This is a genomic window from Paenibacillus massiliensis subsp. panacisoli DSM 21345 (assembly GCF_000426545.1).
GTDB lineage: Bacteria > Bacillota > Bacilli > Paenibacillales > Paenibacillaceae > Paenibacillus > Paenibacillus panacisoli.
In genome coordinates this window covers 14,417-35,079 of the sequence record NZ_AUFO01000017.1, presented here as the reverse complement: position 1 = coordinate 35,079, position 20,663 = coordinate 14,417, and the positions used below count along the sequence as shown (strand labels likewise).

Sequence of the window (20,663 nt, the reverse complement as noted above, 5' to 3'; positions counted from 1 at the left end):
AATATTCTTCACTGCTCTTCTGAAAAAACTTTTCTACGAGTAACCATAATTAGTTACAAACACCATATCGCTAAGTCAGTTACTGAGTACGCGTAGGTAGGTCATTTAAGTCAGTTATATTGAGTACACGTGGTCTTTGCATAATGATCCAGCCAGCATTTGAGATCTGTGCTGCTGACGGCCCGTTTTGGGCTCTCTCCCAGCACGCGGAGTCGTTCTACCAAAAAGTTAATCTCTGCAGAGGTTGCCTGAATGCCCTCACACTCCAGCATGTATTTTACACCCCGTCTACCCGAATGCTTGCCAAGCACGAACGAGTGATCGATCCCAAGCTCCGTCGGGTCCAGCGCCTGATACGCCCTCCTTTCCTTCAATAGACCATCCACATGGATACCTGATTCATGAGCGAATACCAGCTCTCCAATGATAGGCTTAGCCTCCGGTATTAATCGATTAGAGGCACGCGATACAAGCTCAGCGAGTGGCTTTAGCAGTTCAGGGCGAATATCACAGCTCTCCTCGTACAGGTCTCTCCAGGACATTACAAGCTCCTCCAGAGCTGTATTGCCCGCACGTTCACCCAGCCCCGATACTGTCGTGCTTGCCCATACAGCCCCCACCTCCAATGCGGCTAGCGTATTGGCAAGAGCCAGACCATAATCGTTATGGCAATGCACCTCCAGCTCCGCATCTGGGGACAAAGCAAGGACAAGTCCAGCAATACGTTCAGCAATAGCTGCAGGATGATGCACCGACAGCGTATCTGCGTAACGAAAGCGACGAATGCCATCCGAGTATAGCTGACATGCCAGCTTCTCCAGAAATGGGAAGTCCGCACGGGACGCATCTTCAAATCCCACGGATACGGTCATCCCTTTTCGCAATCCATAATCGGCTACTCCGCGGATCAACTCCATGACCTCGGCAGCAGTCATTCCTAGCTTGGCCTTCATTTGTACGGGAGAGACTGGGATAGAAATATGGGACCAGCGTATATCGGTAGATTGTGCAGCATCAAGATCTGAGCGTACAGCACGGTTCCAGGTCACAAGGGACATATCGAGTCCCAGCTCTGCCACCTTGGACATAGCCCTGCACTCTTCCTTTCCCATAGCAGGAATACCAATCTCGGCCTGCTCTACACCAGCCTGATCCAGCATAAATGCAATCTTCACTTTCTCCTCCAATGAAAAAGCGACGCCAGCAGCCTGCTCACCATCACGCAGCGTCGTGTCACAAATACGCAATCTTCTCATCAGCCCTCACCTCCGCTCCACAACATCGACAACTCGGATTACGCCGGATCTTTATACTATAGTCCTTCATGTCCAGCGCGTTCATACGATACATGCGATTCGTGAATAGCTCCCCTGTCCCTGTGATCCATTTGATAGCCTCCAATGCGGCCATGCAACCAGCCATCCCCGAGATCGCTCCCAGTACGGGGAATCCGAGCGGCTCCCAGGATTGATCTCCCGCCGGGTATATGCATTCCAGACAGGCTGTCTCTTCTGGGACTACTGTTGTCAGAGATATTTCGTATCCATACATAGCCGCTTCCACCATCGGTGTACCATACTGCACACATAATCGATTCAGTGCATAGCGTTCGGGAAAATCATAACGAGCATCAATCACAATATCCGCAGCCTCCACCCATGCACCGGAGCCTTCATCCGTAATTCTCTCGGCATAGCCTTCAATCTGCGGCTCCGGATTAATCCTGCGCAGGTGCTCAATTGCTGTCGACATTCGCTCAGCCCCGATTCGCTCGCTATCCATGAGGATTTGTCTGTTCATATCAGGCAAATGAATTACGCCTTCATGAGCCAACATCAGCTTGCCTACACCTGCTGCCGCCAGATATATAGCCGCCGTTCCACCCAGCCCGCCTATCCCGGCCACCAGGACAGAGGCCTGCTGCAGCTTGCTTTGTCCCTCCATGCCGAGCAGCTTCAGCTGTCTCTCATATCTACCTTTCGACCCTTGTCGTTCCATAACAGGCCCCCTCGATCTCAGGCTTGCTCCGTCACATCGCTGATGCTTACTATGAATTCTTAAGTAAAATCTTTAATCAGAATTCTTAATCAGGATTCTTAATCAGGATTTCTATTGAGAGTCCCTGCTACGTTCCTCATTCTGATTCTCTCTTTAGCTTCTCCGCATGCAGGATCTTGGCCAGCCACATAGGCGGTTTGCGGAGCAGCATTTGTTGCAGCCGCTGTAGCTGATCTTCAATGGGACTATTGATCGCCACCTTGACAGGCATAATTGTGCGTTTGGTCACCTGAGCTGCAGCGGAGGCTCCAATTTGTACGAGGAAGACGAGCACACAATCCTCAATTAGACGAATACGGCTTGCAATCTTTCCCGCTTCATGCAGCTCGTTCTCCGATAATACCTGCCTGTGCTCCAGAAGTTCTATCCCGGCTGGTGTCACCTCATAGATGGCGAACATCGGGCTTTGGCCGAAATGGGCATTGACCTGAATACCGTCGTCTGTTGAAAATGCTACCTTCATCCTCCTCTGCTCCTTCCGTGTAACAGCGAGTTGCCGACTTTATTAACCAGCGTCATGGTCCCGCGGTAGCCCACGCTTATCGACGTGTGCACCCCAAGCTCGTCGTAGACGGGAAAGCCAGCCTGCACAAAAGCAGTACCCGAACGCATCGCACCCTTTTTTCCGTGTGAATTGCTGATCCATAGATCGGCAGAGACTGCTGCATCCTCAGCATCATCCAGATCCCCGATCCAGATGTCCAAGCTGCTGTTCAGGATCGCTGATGTACGGCAGGATGTAATCAGTCGCTTCAGTTGAACCCCCATTTCTCCCAACCATTCAGCCGTGGATAGCAGGTGATCCGGCTCAAGTGCAACTACGGCGGAGACCCCCATATAGTAGAAATGGGCATCCAGCATACTGTCCAGCAGGTTCTCACGCTGCCACCTGAAGCGCACCGGGGTCGTCTCCCGACTGATGTGCTGGAGAAAGCGCATGAATTCATCACTAGCCGCGAGGCCTGACAAGCCTGCGAACAGCTGATAGGGGATGCCTGCCGAATTCTCCAAGCGACGGGCAGATCGTTCCATGCTGGCTCCAACAACTATCGTGCAGGAGGACTCCAGCATCTGACACATAGAATCCAGAGGCACACCCCCACGGGTCAATGGCGAGAAGCCTGTGAGCAGATGCCCTGACAGAGAGGTGGATAGATCCGGGAGAGTAATGACCTCCAGACCGAAGGACGCGATAATATCCTTGATCTCCATAACATCCCCTGCTGTCAGATGGGAGCCCGGAAGGAGATTCACCTGACCCGTGCGTTTTTTCCTGGGAAGTCTCCCTCCCATGTGCCCAAGGACGGCATCAATCATGGCCTCCACAGTGCTGCTATACCCCGTTTCCAGAGAGCCTTGAAAGTCGGGAAGTGACACCGGGAATAAAAGACTGTCCTTCATGGAGCGCTCACGCTTGAAGGTCTTGACCCTGCTCTGGAAATCAACTCCTGCTACTTCAGTCAACGCTGTGCTCAATACGCCTATGACATCAGGATGGTGCTTGGACCAGATGGAATCCAGCGCTTCTTCGAGATTGCGATCGGCGTCAAAAATAACATCCATCTCCTGCAGCGCAGATGTCTGCACAGCGATGGGCTCTCTGAAATGCCTGGTCAAGAGTGATTTGGAGAAAGCCGAGCATCCTTGCGCACCATGAAGCAGCGGCATGGAACGATACACTCCCTGCAGCGCCATCACACCGCCTAGAGGCTGGCCAACCTTCAGCGGATTGACACTAAGAGGCTTGGAGACCTGTCTAATCGGCATGACCAATCTCCTCCTCCCATGGCGCCTGCTTGGCAGCCAGCCTCCATACCGGATGCTCAAGACTATAAGCCAGCTGTCTGGCAAGTGTCAGCAAGCCTTCATAGCCTGCATAGGCTGTGTGTCGCTCCTGATTAATATCCACGAACGGAATCTGCTCCTTCAGGGCCATATACATGTTACGTCCCCCGGCAATGACCATATCAGCCTGCCGATTTCGTACCGTCTTGAGAATCTGCCGCGCACCACCCTCCGGGATATAATCAGCATCATCGCCAATACGCGCGGCAATCCGCGATATATCCTCCACAGTACTCTTGTTGGTGCCTACCCCAACCACCTTCATTCCTAGCTCCTGCAATGCGGTAATGACAGACCAGCTCTTAACGCCGCCAGTATAAAGCACCACACGCTTGCCCTTCAAAATCCTGCGATATGGTTGAAGCTCTCGCTGCAACCGCAACTCCTCACGCGCTGCCAGCTTATCTACCTTGTACTCCACCTCCCGATCTCCAGTCAGATAGGCGATCTGTCGCAAGGAATAACTCGTCTCCTTCGCCCCGTAGAAGGAGCCTTCAAAGTAGGGAATGCCGTACTTTCGTTCCATCTGTACGGCCAGCCCCAGCAGTGCGCGACTACAGACAACCATATTAACCTTAGCACGGTGAGCCCAACTGATCTCGCGGAAGCGCCCGTCTCCTGTAATCCGCGACAGGATGCGGATGCCTGTCTGCTGCAGCAACTGTTCAATATGCCACAGTTCCCCTGCAATGTTATACTCACCGATCAGATTGACATCATGCGGCGTTGTCTGCTCCGGTTCGGCTCTGCCTATGACATGCTGCAGCAGGATATCGCCAGCAAGACGGGTGCCAAGATTCTTGCTTCCTACAAAGCCAGGGCTGTTCACTGGAATGACAGGTATCCCCAGCTGCTCCGTCTCAGCCTTACATACGGCGTCCATATCCTCTCCAATCAAAGCTGTTACGCACGTGGTATATACGAATACAACAGGGGGAGCAAAACGGCTCACAATGTAACGGATGGATTCCTGAAGCTTACGCTCACTGCCAAAAACAATATCCTGCTCCTTGAGATCTGTGGCCAATCCATAGGCGGACAGCTCAGGCCCACTGGATAGGCTGCCTCTGCTCTCCCAGCTATTCCCCAGACATGCTATCGGCCCATGAACAAGATGAGCCGCATCTGCAATAGGAAGCAGCGTGATCTGGGCACCGTCAAAACTGCATCCCCCTGCTGCCTCGCCCGGTACCGGCCGGGGACATGGCGTGCCCTTGGGTATTTGGGTACCACAGGACACCTTCGGGTTACCATTTGCCGCAGCTACCTCCATCCGTACATCCCTCCTTATTCTTTGTATGAGCATTTTGCATCAATCCATCGAGCGTTTTTCAAGCCACAATATATTGCACTTCATAGCGTCACTAATCGAATTATGCAAAATGCATTCCTATATATTCATCCTCCACTGATCCGCTGGCATCACTACCAGCTCCTGCATATTTCATTCAGCACAGGAGCACTCGGTACGCAAGGGGCCTATCGCACAAGATCAAAACTATGGTCTGGAGCCTCGTCCTCCATGACTTGCAGGATCGTATTCACCATCAGTGTCAGAAGGTTCAGCGCTCCCTGGTAGCCGATGATCGGATAACGATGCATGTGATGCCTGTCGAAGATCGGGAAGCCCACTCGTATTAGCGGTATCCCCGCTTCCTTCGCTGCATATTTGACATGTGAGCTGCCCATGGCCAGATCGACCGGATCGTCGAACAGCAACGAACGTAGATGCCACAAATCCTGACCGGCATGCACCGTAGCCTCGGAGCCGTATGGACTTACTTGCAGTAGTTGCTCCGCCTCCTTCTTGAATTTGGCATCACCATTGGAGCAGATGATATGCACCGGCTCCATCCCCAGCTCCAGACAGAACGTAATCAAGCCCAGAAGCAGATCCGGATCACCGACGAGCGCAAGCCTTTTCCCATGCAGATATGCATGCGAATCCGTCATGGCATCCACGATCCTGGCTCTCTCCTGGATCAACGCCTCCGGCACCGCCTGCCCGGTCAAGCGGCTAATCTCATCCAGCAAATCATCGGTAGCCACAATCCCCAGTGGAGTAGACATGGCGACGATCTGTTGTCCCCACGTATTCTTCATGTAGCTTAATGACTTGCGGAGAGAGAATTTCTGCAGTGCCAGCGTACCTAGGGCATTCGCGGACTTTGGCACCTCTGCCAATGGCGTCCCCCCATAGTAGTAGGTATAGTCTCCGGTCGCGCCGGAATCAAAATTACTGCTATGATCTCCCAAAATGGTGTAATCGGCCCCGAATAAGGCCAAAATTCTCTTGATCTCTGCAAAATTGCCAGTATAGCTGTCAAAGCCAAGCAGCACGTTCACTTTGCCCGATGTCCCTGGCTGTGCCACCTCGGTGGACTGATTGAACAACGTCTCCAGTACAGAGCGAAGCATGGCATCATAGCCTGTAATATGAGAGCCGGAGAAGCTAGGAGTATTGGCAAAAGGTACCGGCATATCCTCAGGCAGTGCTCCCGCCTGACGGGCATTGCCGAGAAAGGCGGAGAGGTCATCCCCGATGACCTCTGCCATACAGGTGGTGCAGACCGCAATCATTTTCGGCTTATAAAGCGCGATACTGTTCTCTACTCCGTCGATCAGGTTGCTCATTCCGCCGAATACGGCTGCATCCTCAGTCATCGAGGTAGATACGGCGGGGACAGGCTCCTTGAAGTGCCGGGAGAGGTGGCTGCGAAAATATGCAGTACAGCCTTGCGAGCCGTGGATGAATGGAAGGGTCTTCTCGAAGCCGAGCGCGGCCATGATTGCACCGAGCGGCTGGCAGGCTTTCGCGGGATTCACGACTACTGCGGAGCGTGCAAAATTCTTATCCTTATACTCCTTGGAGCGGCTGTAGTCCAGCGTCTCCTGGACCTCCTGCTCCGAGCAAGGGGCCTCGAATTCTCGCTTATGCTCACGCTGACGAACGTATTTATCCTCCTGGAACAGTTTGTTGTGATCCGGAATGTGGAGACGTTCACTCATACCGACACCTCCACCTTCTCGCGGCAGGGCAGCAGGCTCCATACCGGGCTATTCACAGTCATATCCATGTCTCTGGCGAAGATTTTGAAGCCATCAAAGCCGTGATAAGGACCGCTATAATCCCACGAGTGCATTTGGCGGAAAGGAATCCCCATTTTGTGATACACATACTTCTCCTTGACGCCCGCTCCCATCAAATCAATGTTCAGACGCTGAGCCAGTTCCTCCAGCTCATAGGCGGTAGGATCGTCGTACAGAATCGTTCCCTCCTTCAAGTCCGGGAAGGTCTTCTCATAATCATCCTTATGGGCAAATTCATAGCCTGTCGCCACAATCTCCATACCAAGATCCTCGTAGGCACCGATGGTATGCCGGGCCCGCAGACCGCCGATCATGAGCATGACCTTCTTTCCCTCCAGACGTGGACGATATTTACGAATGACTGCCTCCATCTCCACCATATAGCGGGCAATCACCTCTTCGCAGTTGGCCTGGATCGTCTCATCGAACCTGGCCGCAATCGCGCGCAGACTCTCGACCGTCTTCGTTGGACCAAAGAAGTTGTATTCCATCCACGGAATGCCATATTCCTCCTCCATTGTCGTACACATATAGTTCATAGAGCGATGGCAGTGAATGAGATTCAGCTTGGATTTGTGAGCGATGCCGAGCTCATTAATTGTGCCATCACCAGACCACTGAGTGATGACGCGCAGCCCCATTTCCTCCAGCAATATTCGCGAAGCCCATGCGTCTCCCCCAATGTTGTAATCCCCGATAATCGACACGTCGTACGGCCCGCACTCCTCCAGCTCCATCCGTCCCATCAGGAAATCACGAATCGCATCATTCGCGATATGATGGCCCAATGATTGACTGACACCACGGAAGCCTTCGCAGCGTACGGGAATTACGGGTATTCCCAGCTCCTGGGTCATCTTTTTAGCGACAGCACCGATATCATCACCGATCAGCCCTACCGGACATTCCGACTGTACGCTGATCCCCTTGGCAAGGGGGAACATTTCCTTAATCTCTCGACAGATGACCTCCAGCTTCTTATCCCCGCCAAAAACAATGTCCTTTTCCTGAAAATCACTGGTAATCTGCATCGCTGTAAAATTGTTAATGCCAAGTATCCCATTCGCATAGTTGCGTCGTGTTCCCCAGCTATACTGCCCGCAGCCGATGGGTCCATGGCTGATGTGCACCATATCCTTAATAGGCCCCCAGACGACACCCTTCGAGCCTGCATAGGCACAGCCGCGAGCTGTCATAACGCCGGGACGTGATTTCAGGTTGGATTTTATCGAACAGGTACTGCAGCTGCTGGCGCTGGCCTGATCCTCATCCACCACCTCAAAGTGCTTTACACGGTCCTTCTTCGCTTTCTTGGGATATACCTCCAGAATGTCCTCCACGATCTGCTTGCCTTTATCTACCACACGGCTCACGACCTATCCCTCCCCTCCTGCACAGATATACACGTCTCATTCGAGTCGATCAGACCAATAGAACAATCGTTTTGGACGGATCAGCAAATGCTAACTTCCGCTCTTATTGGCCCGAAGCCTCCAGCTTATTCAGTGCCGTCTCTTCATCCTCGATAATGCCGAATTCCATCAACAATTCCTCCAGCTCTTCCATCGTAATTGGCGTGGGAACGGTCAACATGTCATTGTTCAGAATTTTTCCGGCCAGCGCCTCGTATTCAGCCGCCTGCTTATGCTCTGGATTGTACTGCGTTACTGTCATCCGGCGCAGCTCGGCATGCTGAACTACATTGTCACGGGGCAGAAAATGAATCATTTGCGTATTGAGGCGTCTGGCCAGCTCCATGATCAGCTCAGCCTCGCGGTCCGTATTTCGGCTATTGCAGATCAAGCCACCGAGCCGCACCCCGCCACTGTTGGCATATTTCAGAATTCCACGTGCAATGTTGTTGGCTGCGTACATCGCCATCATTTCACCGGAACAGACAATGTAGATTTCCTGCGCCTTCTTCTCCCGAATCGGCATGGCGAAGCCACCGCAGACGACGTCCCCGAGCACATCGTAGGATACGAAGTCCAGCCCCTCATACGCTCCCTCTTCCTCCAGAAAGTTAATCGCAGTTATAATTCCACGTCCGGCACAGCCTACCCCTGGCTCTGGACCGCCGCACTCCACATTCAGAATGCTCCCGAAGCCCTGCTGTACCACGTCCGTCAGCTCCAGATCCTCGACGGTTCCTCGTTCGGCCGCCAGATGCAGCACTGTCTGTTGTGCCTTTGTATTCAGAATCAATCTTGTTGAATCCGCCTTGGGATCACAGCCTACAATCATGATCTTCTGATTGAACTTGGTAGCCAGCTGAGCCAATGTATTCTGTGAGGTCGTTGATTTGCCGATACCGCCCTTACCATAGAACGCGATTTGTCTCATCTTCCATCAGCCTCCACAATTTTCAATTGGTTGTCTGTGCCCTGTGACTCTTCCCCTGCTTGACGGCCCGCATAGGGAACATATATCGCAGGAATTTAACCTGTTCCAGAACCGACGCCTCGATCTCTCCTCCGCACACGATGGGAAGCACACCATGCTCCTGCAGTACCTCCTTAGGTGCATCACCGATGCCGGACGATAGCAGCAACGCGCAATCCTGTACGATCTGGATGATTTCCTTCATTGTCTCGGCCTTGTCGCCGTTACAATCGGCTGTCCCATGACAATAGGACTGGACCTTACGAATACCGACGAATTGAACGACCGTGCCATCACTTTCATAAATCATGAATTCCTTCGCACGTCCAAAATGCTGATTCACCTTCCCATGACCGCGCGAGGCCACTGCCACCAGGACCGGGCTTGAAGCAAATTCAGTACCCGGGCCGCTTCCATTGGACGGACAGCTGCAGCCTACGCCTGTTTGTGTTGCGTTTCCTTGATTCCTTGCTTCCTTCCGCTCCATTCGGACCCTCACCCTCTCATCCAACTCCCTGTGCAGCCTGATCCTCGCCTGTTCATCCAGAGCGGGTCCTTCCTCCAGCTTCTCCCATGTAAAATCCGCATTGCGGTCCTCTCCCAGCAGCCCGATGGCATCCGCTCTGCACTGGCGGCAGTGCCGCATGATGACAGCCCCGGCCCCCGCACATTGCTCCTGCACCTGGCGAACGACCTGTGGCCTCGGCGCTTTCCTTCCATCCTGCTCATAGCGACTGCCAGGGGCAATGATCAACGGCATGATGTTATGAATCGCGGCGCCATACTCCTTCACTACTCTTGCAACCTCTGGCAGATGAACATCGTTCACATCAGGAATCAACACCGAGTTCACCTTGACCAAGACCCCTCGGGATGCTAGCATGCCCAAGCCTTCCAACTGGCGTTGAATCAGCAATGCAGCCCCTTCCTCACCTTCGTAGCGAACGCCTTCATCATAGACCCAGCCATAAATCTGACTCCCAATGCATGGATCTACGGCATTAATGGTGATAGTCACATGAGAGATGCCGAGGTTGACGATCTCTTCCACGTGCCGTATCAGCGTCAGACCGTTCGTGCTAAGACAGAAGATCACATCCTTGACCGAATCCCGTACCTGACGGAACGTTTCGAATGTAGCCTTTGGATTAGCCAGTGGATCACCAGGACCCGCAATCCCAACGACAGATAATTGCATCAACTGGGCAGCTACTCCGATGGTCTTGCGGGCTGCTAACTCCGGAGTCAGCAGCTCGCTGACTACCCCGGGCCTGCTCTCGTTGACACAATCGAATTTACGATTGCAGTAATGACATTGAATGTTGCACGCTGGCGCTACCGGCAAATGCATACGGGCAAAATATCGGTGTGCATCTTCGTTGTAGCAAGGATGACGCATGAGCATCTCCGCTAACGTAGGCGAGCCCGTGGTACAGCTATCGGTGAATTCATGAAGAGACATTCCCTCCCCCCTATCCATGTCATATTTTCTGACTCGTATCTGCACTACAATGTCTGGAATATACTTACATCTTAGAGAGACCTCTCATTCTGGTCAATTCACTTTTGGTTCAATTCCTTACTATTTGTCCTGTTTTCACATTTGTGCCATAGATTGCGTCATATAAAATATCATCAATTTAACATGTGTGCGGTTACATTTCATTTTCTCAATTAGTTCATGCTTATAAAAAAAAGGATCTCCCTAGGTCATTGACCCGGGGAAATCCTTTAGACATTTTCGCTCAGCAAATTTCTATATATTAGTAAGCATTTCTATATAAAAAGAGCTTTGTGTATCTTAACTTGCTTGGAAACATCTCATGATTGCAATGCTTTGAGCGCAATATCCGTACGCTGATGCTTACCTTCGAAGGTAATGCGCTCAGCCTGCTCATAGGCCTTGGCACGTGCGGCAGCAATATCTGCTCCCAGGCCGACGACACCGAGTACGCGCCCACCATTCGTGATCCACTCGCCTTGCTCGTTGACCGCTGTCCCCGCATGGAATACGATGCCATCCTCCACCTGATCCAGACCATGAATCGCAATTCCTTTTGGATAGGAGGCCGGGTAGCCACCGGAAGCCAGCACAACACAGACGGCAGCCTCATCCTTCCACTGAATATCCACCGTATCCAACGTACCGTTCACCGCAGCCAGGAAAATGTCCAGTAGATCTGACTTCAGGCGCGGCAACACCACCTGTGTCTCCGGATCTCCAAAGCGTGCATTGAACTCAATCGTCTTCGGCTTCCCGTCAGGCGAGATCATCAGTCCCGCAAAGAGCACACCGCGGAACGGTCTTCCTTCAGCCACCATAGCCTTTGCTGTCGGCTTGATGATCGTCTCAATCGCCTCTTCGATAATACTGTCGGCAATATGCGGTAGCGGAGAATAGGTTCCCATTCCGCCTGTATTTGGACCCTTATCACCATCATAGGCCGGCTTGTGATCCTGGGCAGCGACCATCGGGCGTACGGTCTCCCCGTCCACGAAGGCCAGAATCGACATCTCCTGGCCTGCCAGGAACTCCTCGATTACCACCTGGTCACCAGAGCTGCCGAATACCTTACCTACCATCATATCGCTGAGCGCCTTCTCGGCTTCCTCCAGCGTCTGAGCGACGACGACCCCTTTACCAGCTGCCAGACCATCAGCCTTGATGACTACTGGTACTGACTGCTCGCGCAAATACGCGAGCGCCTCTTCATACTGATGGAACTTGCGATAAGCAGCCGTCGGAATATTGTACTTATGCAGCAGATCCTTCATGAAGGCCTTGCTACCCTCAATTTCAGCGGCATTCTTTCTCGGGCCGAACACCGGAATGTTGTGGGCCTCGAAGACGTCGACAATCCCTGCTGCGAGCGGATCATCCGGTCCAACTACAACCAGTCCCACTTGCTTCTCCAGGGCATAGGCTGCCAGACGCTCAAATTCAAATACACCGATTGGTTCACATTCCGCCAGCTGTGCAATACCTGCATTGCCCGGTGCACAGTAGATTTTTCCGACCTGCGGACTTTGGCTGAGCGACCACACTATGGCATGCTCCCGTCCACCACCGCCAATAACGAGTATATCCATGCTCTGCTAGACCTCCTGGTTATCCTAGTGCTTGAAATGACGGACGCCTGTAAATACCATGGCAATTCCGTATTCATTAGCTACCTTGATGGACTCCTCATCCTTGATTGAGCCACCTGGCTGAATGACCGCCGTGATTCCGGCTTTTGCTGCCATTTCGAGCGTGTCTCCCATCGGGAAGAAAGCATCCGAAGCCAATACGGCGCCCTTCGCTTTGTCACCCGCTTGCTCAATCGCGATCTTGGCTGCACCTACACGATTCATCTGCCCAGCTCCGACACCTACAGTCATATTATCTGCTGCCAGTACGATGGCGTTGGATTTCACATGCTTAACGACCTTCCACCCGAACAGAAGCTGCTTCAACTCTTCCTCGGAAGGAGCACGCTCTGTTACGATCTGAAGAGCAGCTGGATCTAGCGCATGCACATCACTTTGCTGTACGACCATACCGCCTTCGATCGAGGTCACAACATAGCGACTTTCTTGGCTACTCTCGCTGGACAGCTCGCCCATGTCGAGCAGACGGATATTCTTCTTTTGTGTCAAAATATCAAGCGCTTCCTGTGTAAAGCCTGGGGCTAACACAATTTCCAGGAAAATCTCCGACAATCTCTTCGCTGTATCGCTGTCTATAATCCGATTCGCCGCTACGATGCCGCCAAAGATCGAGGTCGGATCAGCTGCATAAGCCTTGCTGTAGGCTTCAAAGATACTGCTACCAATACCCACGCCACATGGATTCATATGCTTAACGGCAACCACAGCAGGCTCGCTGAATTCCTTCACGATCTGCAGCGCAGCATTCGCATCATTGATGTTGTTGTAGGACAGCTCCTTGCCGTGCAGCTGCTTGGCTGTCGTCAGTGTGCCGTTCGCCGCAAGCGGCTCTCTGTAAAAGGCTGCTTGCTGATGTGGATTTTCGCCATAACGCAGATCCTGAATTTTCTCATAGGTCACAGTATAGCGTTCGGGCAGTGGGTCACCCGTTACGTTGGAGAGATAGTCAGAGATTAGAGCATCATATGATGCGGTATGACGGAACACCTTGGCCGCAAGGCGCTTACGTGTATTCAATTCGGTGTCTCCACCGCCACGAATCTCGTCCAACACTTGGCTGTAATCATCTGCGTCGACAACAACCGTGACGAATGCATGATTTTTGGCAGCTGAACGCAGCATGGTAGGCCCACCGATGTCGATATTCTCGATAGCGTCCTCATAGGTCACGTCTGGCTTGGCGATCGTCTCAGCGAACGGATAAAGGTTCACAACCACGAGATCAATATAGTCAAGACCCAGGTCACTCATCTGACGCTGATGCTCCTCATTGTCACGTACTGCCAACAGGCCGCTATGAACAGCGGGGTGTAGTGTCTTAACCCGTCCGTCCATAATCTCCGGGAAGCCAGTTACATCCGAAATACCGATGACCGGGATTCCTTCCTTCGCTAGCAGGCTACTGGTTCCCCCTGTTGAGATGATTTCTACGCCCAAGTTGGACAATTCACGGCAGAACTCAACGATTCCGCGTTTATCCGATACACTGACCAATGCTCTTTTAATAGCCACGCTTCGCTTCCTCCTTTTGCTAATTCGCAACTTAGCACTTCCTGACGAAAGGCTGTTCGTTTATTTCCCGAGAAATATCATTTCCTGCGTCTCATCATTCGACGAGCATTTTGTTTCATTCTAATAAGGACTATTTATCCGCTGCCTCATGCGCTCTGGCAACCGTTACTTTGCGTCCATCCAATTGCACCAGTCCCTGGGCAAACCAGGATACAACCAGAGGATATAGCTTCACCTCAGCCGCATGGATAGATTCAGCAAGGGATTCGACCGTATCATCTGGATGTACTATTACAGGCTCCTGAGCAATGATCGGCCCTGTATCCATACCGCCATCCACGAAATGCACCGTCACTCCCGTCCATCGCACACCGTAGCGCACAGCCTGCCCCACCGCATCCTTACCTGGAAAAGCAGGCAAAAGCGAAGGGTGGATATTGATGATTCGACCTTCGTAACGCTCCACAAGCACCGGAGAGAGCAGTCGCATATAGCCTGCCAACACAATGAGATCCACTCCCCTGTTGTCTAGGATGTTGGCGATCTCTTGCTCATAGGCTTCTTTGCTGGCATACTCCTTGGGAATGAAGGTGTGGCGGGCAATTCCCTCCGCCTCGGCACGCTGTACGACACGGGCCGCAGGCTTGTCACAGACTAGCAGTTCAATCGTCGCTTGCAAAGCTCCTGTTCGAACAGCATTTGCCAGAGCCTGAAAGTTCGTACCTTCTCCAGAGGCAAATACAGCTATACGAAAGGACTTCATTATACTTCCGCTCCATTAAAGGTTACCTGTGCTGCCCCTTCAGTCACGCGGCCAATAATGTAGCCGGTCTCGCCAGCTGCACGCAGTTGCTCCAGGGTAAGAGCTGCATCTGCTTCATCCACGACGAGCACAAGTCCGATTCCCATATTGAAGGTCGTGAACATATCACGATTGGATACCGAGCCTTTCTCCTGAAGAAGACGGAAGATCGGCAGAATAGGCCATGAACCGTACTGAATATCCACATTCACATGCTCTGGCAGCACACGCGGAATGTTCTCAATGAAGCCGCCGCCAGTAATGTGTGCCATTCCTTTGACCTTCACCTTCTCCAGCAGGGACAGTACAGGCTTCACATAGATCTTGGTTGGCTCCAGCAGTACATCCCCCAATGTACCACCCAGTTCAGGAAGCTCGTCCTGCAGACGATAGCCTTCTTGCTCCAACAGCAGCCTGCGCACCAGGGAAAAACCGTTGCTGTGCACGCCGCTGGAAGCCAGTCCAATGACCGTATCGCCAGGAGCAATGGAAGTGCCGTTAATAATCTTATGCTTGTCCACGATACCAACAGTAAAGCCCGCGATATCGTATTCGCCCTCACTGTACATGCCAGGCATCTCTGCCGTCTCTCCGCCGATCAGTGCACAGCCAGATTGATGACAGCCCTCGGCAATGCCGGCTACAATGGCTTCGATCTTCTCTGGGATGACCTTGTCACAGGCAAGATAATCAAGGAAGAACAGCGGCTCCGCTCCCTGTACGACAATATCATTTACGCACATGGCCACCGCATCAATACCGATCGTATCATGGCGATCCATCGCGAAGGCAATCTTCAGCTTCGTACCGACACCATCTGTACCGGATACAAGCACTGGCTCCTCATATTTATCCTTATTCAAGCCGAACAAGGCACCAAAGCCGCCTAGGTCAGTCATGACCTCCGGACGAAACGTACGCTTCACGTGTTTCTTCATTCGTTCGACAGCCTCATTACCAGCTGCTATGTCGACACCAGCCTGCTTGTAAGCATCGGACACTAGGGATCCACTCCTTATCAGATATCAAAATGTGCAACCTTTACTATTGCTCGCTTGAGGGATGCTTATCGCTTATATTTCATTGCTCGTGCATTGCCTACATTTCTCATACATTACTCATGGACTACTCTTGAATCACTCATGCCTTACTCTTGAATCACTCATGCCTTACTCTTGGATCACTCATGCAATACCTACATGGCCATTATTGAATTCCCGCTCTTAGCTGGCTTAGCTATAGCAACAATCTATACATTGGCACAATGGTTCGCACCATCGCTATCCCCAACAATCAGCCCTTGCCATATGTTAATGCCATGAAGCAATATATAGTCCGACAATCCATGATCCGCTCTGCTGATGAGGCCAGGCCTTCATTTCCAGATCAGACCATGAACTTCGGCATCACACCTTTAATTAACAGCTGCATCCGAACTTCTCTTCGCCGTCGAAGCTGACGTGAGTCGGGTAATCGTTGTCGAAGCAGGCCATACACAGCCCACCTTTATAATCCTGTTGATTAGATCCGCCGACCGCCTCAATTAACCCCTCTGTGCTGAGAAAATATAGAGAATCCGCATTAATCTCCGCACGAATCTCCTCAATCGTCTTGGAGGAGGCAATCAGTTCTCGCCGGTCTGGCGTATCAATACCATAGAAGCAAGGATTCTTGAACGGTGGTGAAGTAATACACACATGCACCTCAGTGGCCCCCGCATCACGCAGCATATTCACGATCCGGCGCGACGTCGTTCCCCGCACGATGGAGTCATCAATCATCACAACGCGCTTGCCCTCGACGACTCGGCGTACCGCACTCAGCTTCATCTTGACGCCCTGCTCGCGCAGCTCCTGGCTCGGCTGAATGAAGGTCCGTCCTGTGTACTTGTTCTTGATCATGCCCAGCTCATAGGGAATGCCTGTCTGCTCTGCGTAACCAATAGCCGCGGAGATACTGGAGTCGGGAACACCCGTTACCACATCTGCATCGACGAACGACTCAATAGCGAGCTGACTACCCATGCGCTTACGCGCCGAATGCAGGTTGGCCCCGTTGAGATCCGTATCCGGACGGGCAAAATAAATGTACTCCATCGCACATAACGCCTTGCGGTGCTTGCCATGATCGAAGCGGTCCTCACGAAGGCCGTCCTTATCCAGCACCAGCAGCTCTCCAGGCTCAATATCGCGTACCAGCTCAGCACCGATCGTCTCCAGGGCACATGTCTCGGACGCGAATATATAGGCATCGCCCAGTCGCCCCATCGTCAGCGGACGCAAGCCGTGCGGGTCAGAGGCCACGATCAGACGATCATTCGTCATGATCAGGAAGGCGAAGCCGCCTACAATCTGCCGGAAAGCATCCTTAGCCGCTTCCACCAGCTCCTTGGAGGAACGGGCGATCAGATGTGCGACGACCTCCGTATCGCTGGTCGTCTGAAAGATCGATCCGCTACGCTCCAGCTCACGTCGAATCTGGATCGCATTGACAATATTTCCGTTCGTCGCTACAGCAAGATCGCCATCACGATACTTGAATACGAGTGGCTGCGCATTCGTCAGCTTACTGTCACCGCTAGTAGAATAACGGACATGCCCGATAGAGATATCTCCTGTCAGGGAAGCCATCATATCCTTGTCGAATACTTCCTTGACCAGCCCCATTCCGCGGTGATAGCGAAACTCGCCGTTGTCACTGACACACATGCCAGCACTTTCCTCCCCGCGATGCTGGAGAGCATGAAGTCCGTAATAGGACAAGGAAGCGGCCTCAGGATGCCGAAACACCCCGAATACACCGCACTCCTCCTTGAGCTTGTCGAGTCCTTCCTTGCCCGAGCCTTCATTATAATAATCGCCCGTCCATAATGTCTTCGCCTGAATGTCCTTCCCCGTCATGAGACCACTCACGCTTGCATCAGACATGGAATGGCATCCTCCCACAGTTGCTTGAGGCCAGCTACGGGCTCGGCTACAGCAGGCTGTCCGTTCACTTCAATATTCAAGGCTGTGCCTTCCGTCCGTCCAATCACAGCTACTGGAACATCCTGCTCACGCAAGTAGGACTCCAGAGCAGCTACCTGCTCAGGTGCAGCAGATAGCAGAATGCGTGATTGGCTCTCGCTGAACAGCGCCAGATCTGCACGTAAAGCAGTCTCAACATTCACTTGCGCCCCGATGCCCCCACTAATGCAGGATTCGGCTAGTGCTACAGCCAGACCGCCCTCAGACAAGTCATGCGCCGAGTGAACCAAGCCCTGCTGGATGGCACCTAGTAATCCCTTCAGCAGCTTCTGCTCTGTGGCCAAGTCGAGCACTGGAGGTCTACCCTCAGTCACACCATGTACGACAGCCTGGAACTCACTGCCACCAAGCTCTGCCTGCGTAGCTCCCAGGAGCAGGATGACGTCGCCCTCGGCTTTGAAGTCTTGCGTCGTAATGTGATCCGTATCATGCACAAGTCCGACCATACCAACGACAGGTGTCGGGTAGATTGCTCCCTTGGTATTCTCATTGTACAGACTCACGTTACCGCCAATGACAGGCGTATCGAGCACACGGCAGGCCTCTGCCATGCCGTCTACAGCCTTTTCCATCTGCCAGAAGATTTCCGGCTTCTCCGGGCTACCGAAGTTCAGATTATCCGTAATGGCAAGCGGCTCTGCTCCCGAGCAAACGATATTACGTGCAGCTTCGCTGACAGCAATCTTGCCGCCCATTTCCGGGTCCAGATAGACATAGCGCCCGTTGCAATCCGTCGTCATCGCCAGTCCCTTGCGTGTGCCGTCAATCGTAACTACAGCCGCATCTGAGCCAGGGCGAACTGCTGTATTCGTGCGAACCATATAGTCATACTGCTCGTAGACCCACTTCTTGCTTGCCACGCTAGGAGAAGAAAGCACCTGCTTCAAGGCTGCACCGAGCTCCTTCACTTCTGCATAGCTGGATGTATCCACCTTAGCTTGCTCTTCATAATATGCAGGTACCGAAGATGGCTTATCATAGATCGGGCACTCATCCACCAGTGCATTGACTGGCATATCACCGACTACCTCACCATGATGATATAGACGCAGACGGCCATCATCCGTCACCTTGCCGACCTTCGCGCAGATGACGCCCCAACGTTCGAAGATCTCTCTGGCTTGAGCTTCATCCTTCGGCTCCACCACGAAGAGCATCCGTTCCTGGGACTCCGACAGCATCATCTCATAAGGCGTCATGCCTTCCTCACGCTGTGGCACCTGATCGAGATACAGCTCTAGTCCGTTACCCGCCTTACTCGCCATTTCCGCACTGGAGCAAGTCAGACCCGCTGCACCCATATCTTGAATTCCCAACACAATACCGCTGTCAATCAGCTCCAGACAGGATTCCATGACCAGCTTCTCCATGAACGGATCACCGACCTGCACCGCTGTACGCTTCGCTTCCGATTCTTCTGTCAGCTCTACCGAAGCGAAAGTTGCTCCGTGAATGCCATCCCGTCCAGTCGGAGGACCGACATAGAAGACCGGGTTACCTACACCCTTGGCAACACCACGTTGGATCTTGTCATGATCAATCAGGCCGACACACATCGCATTTACAAGCGGATTACCTTCATAAGCCTCGTCAAAGACAACCTCTCCGCCTACTGTAGGGATACCGATACAGTTACCGTACCCTGCAATACCGGATACTACATGCTCGAACAGATACTTCACACGATCGCTCTCCAGCTTGCCGAAGCGCAAAGAATTCAGCACCGCTACGGGTCTGGCTCCCATAGAGAAGATGTCACGAATAATGCCGCCTACACCTGTAGCTGCTCCTTGGAAGGGCTCAACCGCTGAAGGGTGGTTATGGCTTTCAATCTTGAACACGACGGCTTGGTTATCTCCGATATCGACGATCCCCGCACCTTCACCGGGCCCCATTAGGACACGAGGACCACTGGTTGGAAAGCGACGAAGCAGTGGCTTGGAATTCTTGTAGGCGCAATGCTCAGACCACATAACGCTGAATACGCCAATCTCGGTATAGTTGGGCTTGCGACCCATGAATTCACAGATCAGCTCATACTCACTGTCGGATACTCCCATTTGCTGATACAGCTTATGCTCAGCGACCTGCTCAGCTGTCGGTTCTTTAGCGGATACTTGCTGCGCCATGCTGATCCCTCCATGCGTTCAAAATCGATGTAAACATACGTTTGCCGTCCTCTGAGCCCAGCAGGTTCGAAGTAGCACGCTCCGGGTGAGGCATCATGCCTACAACATTGCCGCGCTTGTTGCTAATGCCTGCGATATCGGCCAAGGAGCCATTCGGATTGTTAGTATACGTAAATACGATCTGATTATTGGCCTTAAGCTCCGCCAGTGTCTCTTCATCACAGTAATAGTTGCCTTCACCATGAGCGATCGGAATGACGATCTCCTCGCCCTCGGCGTAGTCGCGGGTAAATGGCGTACGGTTATTCTCAACCTTCAGCACCGTGTCATGGCACAGGAACTTCATGGAACGATTACGCAGCAGCGCTCCTGGCAGCAACCCAGCTTCGGTCAGGATCTGGAAGCCGTTGCAAATGCCAAGCACATACTTGCCCTGCTCCGCTGCCTCAGCTACCGCACTCATCACGGGTGCAAAACGCGAGATCGCTCCGCAGCGCAGGTAATCCCCGTAGGAGAAGCCTCCAGGAACGAGAATGCAGTCATACTGCGAGACGTCGGTCGCCGTGTGCCATACATAATCTACGGGTTCACCCAGCGCAACCTCGACAGCCTTATAGCAGTCAATGTCACAATTGGAGCCCGGGAATACCAAAACAGCAAATTTCATGG

Annotated in this window: 16 protein-coding genes; all 16 read right to left on the bottom strand. The window is 52.6% G+C overall.

What is annotated here, in order from left to right; translation table 11 throughout:
• Positions 1-110: 110 nt before the first annotated feature.
• On the bottom strand, positions 111-1,256 hold the full coding sequence (locus K331_RS0114435; RefSeq protein ID WP_028590856.1) for a homocitrate synthase/isopropylmalate synthase family protein: 1,146 nt from the start codon (positions 1,254-1,256) through the stop codon (positions 111-113).
• Positions 1,234-1,998, bottom strand: a complete 765-nt coding sequence (locus tag K331_RS0114430; protein ID WP_028590855.1) for a HesA/MoeB/ThiF family protein — start codon at positions 1,996-1,998, stop codon at positions 1,234-1,236. The genes K331_RS0114435 and K331_RS0114430 overlap by 23 nt, the downstream gene beginning before the upstream one ends.
• A gap of 136 nt (positions 1,999-2,134) precedes the next feature.
• On the bottom strand, positions 2,135-2,521 hold the full coding sequence (locus K331_RS0114425) for a NifB/NifX family molybdenum-iron cluster-binding protein (RefSeq protein ID WP_028590854.1): 387 nt from the start codon (positions 2,519-2,521) through the stop codon (positions 2,135-2,137).
• Positions 2,518-3,825, bottom strand: coding sequence for a nitrogenase iron-molybdenum cofactor biosynthesis protein NifN (gene nifN, locus K331_RS0114420; protein ID WP_028590853.1), 1,308 nt, complete (start codon positions 3,823-3,825; stop codon positions 2,518-2,520). The genes K331_RS0114425 and nifN overlap by 4 nt, the downstream gene beginning before the upstream one ends.
• Complete coding sequence (nifE, locus tag K331_RS0114415) at positions 3,815-5,176, bottom strand: nitrogenase iron-molybdenum cofactor biosynthesis protein NifE (protein WP_028590852.1); 1,362 nt, start codon at positions 5,174-5,176, stop codon at positions 3,815-3,817. Before nifE ends, nifN begins: the two co-directional genes overlap by 11 nt.
• 206 nt (positions 5,177-5,382) lie before the next feature.
• Positions 5,383-6,912 carry a nitrogenase molybdenum-iron protein subunit beta gene (nifK, locus tag K331_RS0114410; protein WP_028590851.1) on the bottom strand — a complete coding sequence of 510 codons (1,530 nt, stop codon included), beginning with the start codon at positions 6,910-6,912 and terminating at the stop codon, positions 5,383-5,385.
• Entirely contained in the window at positions 6,909-8,366 is a 1,458-nt protein-coding gene (gene nifD / locus K331_RS0114405) for a nitrogenase molybdenum-iron protein alpha chain (RefSeq protein WP_028590850.1), read from the bottom strand. The genes nifK and nifD overlap by 4 nt, the downstream gene beginning before the upstream one ends.
• A gap of 103 nt (positions 8,367-8,469) precedes the next feature.
• Positions 8,470-9,336: a nitrogenase iron protein gene (nifH, locus tag K331_RS0114400; RefSeq protein WP_025681097.1), complete on the bottom strand. Its 867-nt coding sequence runs from the start codon at positions 9,334-9,336 to the stop codon at positions 8,470-8,472.
• 22 nt (positions 9,337-9,358) lie between these two features.
• Entirely contained in the window at positions 9,359-10,837 is a 1,479-nt protein-coding gene (gene nifB / locus K331_RS0114395; protein WP_028590849.1) for a nitrogenase cofactor biosynthesis protein NifB, read from the bottom strand.
• A gap of 359 nt (positions 10,838-11,196) precedes the next feature.
• Positions 11,197-12,465 (bottom strand): phosphoribosylamine--glycine ligase, encoded by a 1,269-nt coding sequence (gene purD / locus K331_RS0114390; RefSeq protein ID WP_028590848.1) that lies wholly within the window; start codon positions 12,463-12,465, stop codon positions 11,197-11,199.
• A 24-nt stretch (positions 12,466-12,489) separates the two neighbouring features.
• A complete protein-coding gene (purH, locus tag K331_RS0114385; protein WP_018885376.1) occupies positions 12,490-14,037 on the bottom strand; it encodes a bifunctional phosphoribosylaminoimidazolecarboxamide formyltransferase/IMP cyclohydrolase in 1,548 nt (515 codons plus the stop codon).
• Positions 14,038-14,167: 130 nt separating this feature from the next.
• A complete protein-coding gene (gene purN / locus K331_RS0114380) occupies positions 14,168-14,800 on the bottom strand; it encodes a phosphoribosylglycinamide formyltransferase (RefSeq protein ID WP_028590847.1) in 633 nt (210 codons plus the stop codon).
• On the bottom strand, positions 14,800-15,840 hold the full coding sequence (purM, locus tag K331_RS0114375; RefSeq protein ID WP_028590846.1) for a phosphoribosylformylglycinamidine cyclo-ligase: 1,041 nt from the start codon (positions 15,838-15,840) through the stop codon (positions 14,800-14,802). The genes purN and purM overlap by 1 nt, the downstream gene beginning before the upstream one ends.
• A gap of 417 nt (positions 15,841-16,257) precedes the next feature.
• A complete protein-coding gene (gene purF / locus K331_RS0114370; protein WP_211237339.1) occupies positions 16,258-17,766 on the bottom strand; it encodes an amidophosphoribosyltransferase in 1,509 nt (502 codons plus the stop codon).
• Positions 17,748-19,994, bottom strand: a complete 2,247-nt coding sequence (gene purL, locus K331_RS0114365) for a phosphoribosylformylglycinamidine synthase subunit PurL (RefSeq protein WP_028590844.1) — start codon at positions 19,992-19,994, stop codon at positions 17,748-17,750. Before purL ends, purF begins: the two co-directional genes overlap by 19 nt.
• On the bottom strand, positions 19,972-20,661 hold the full coding sequence (gene purQ, locus K331_RS0114360) for a phosphoribosylformylglycinamidine synthase subunit PurQ (protein WP_018885381.1): 690 nt from the start codon (positions 20,659-20,661) through the stop codon (positions 19,972-19,974). Before purQ ends, purL begins: the two co-directional genes overlap by 23 nt.
• Positions 20,662-20,663: the final 2 nt, after the last annotated feature.

Excerpts from the sequence above, each read along its gene's own strand:
- K331_RS0114435 (WP_028590856.1), bottom strand. The coding sequence starts at position 1,256 with ATGAGAAGATTGCGTATTTGTGACACGACGCTGCGTGATGGTGAGCAG.
- K331_RS0114430 (WP_028590855.1), bottom strand. The coding sequence starts at position 1,998 with ATGGAACGACAAGGGTCGAAAGGTAGATATGAGAGACAGCTGAAGCTG.
- K331_RS0114425 (WP_028590854.1), bottom strand. The coding sequence starts at position 2,521 with ATGAAGGTAGCATTTTCAACAGACGACGGTATTCAGGTCAATGCCCAT.
- nifN (WP_028590853.1), bottom strand. The coding sequence starts at position 3,825 with ATGCCGATTAGACAGGTCTCCAAGCCTCTTAGTGTCAATCCGCTGAAG.
- nifE (WP_028590852.1), bottom strand. The coding sequence starts at position 5,176 with ATGGAGGTAGCTGCGGCAAATGGTAACCCGAAGGTGTCCTGTGGTACC.
- nifK (WP_028590851.1), bottom strand. The coding sequence starts at position 6,912 with ATGAGTGAACGTCTCCACATTCCGGATCACAACAAACTGTTCCAGGAG.
- nifH (WP_025681097.1), bottom strand. The coding sequence starts at position 9,336 with ATGAGACAAATCGCGTTCTATGGTAAGGGCGGTATCGGCAAATCAACG.
- nifB (WP_028590849.1), bottom strand. The coding sequence starts at position 10,837 with ATGTCTCTTCATGAATTCACCGATAGCTGTACCACGGGCTCGCCTACG.
- purD (WP_028590848.1), bottom strand. The coding sequence starts at position 12,465 with ATGGATATACTCGTTATTGGCGGTGGTGGACGGGAGCATGCCATAGTG.
- purN (WP_028590847.1), bottom strand. The coding sequence starts at position 14,800 with ATGAAGTCCTTTCGTATAGCTGTATTTGCCTCTGGAGAAGGTACGAAC.
- purF (WP_211237339.1), bottom strand. The coding sequence starts at position 17,766 with ATGTCTGATGCAAGCGTGAGTGGTCTCATGACGGGGAAGGACATTCAG.
- purL (WP_028590844.1), bottom strand. The coding sequence starts at position 19,994 with ATGGCGCAGCAAGTATCCGCTAAAGAACCGACAGCTGAGCAGGTCGCT.
- purQ (WP_018885381.1), bottom strand. The coding sequence starts at position 20,661 with ATGAAATTTGCTGTTTTGGTATTCCCGGGCTCCAATTGTGACATTGAC.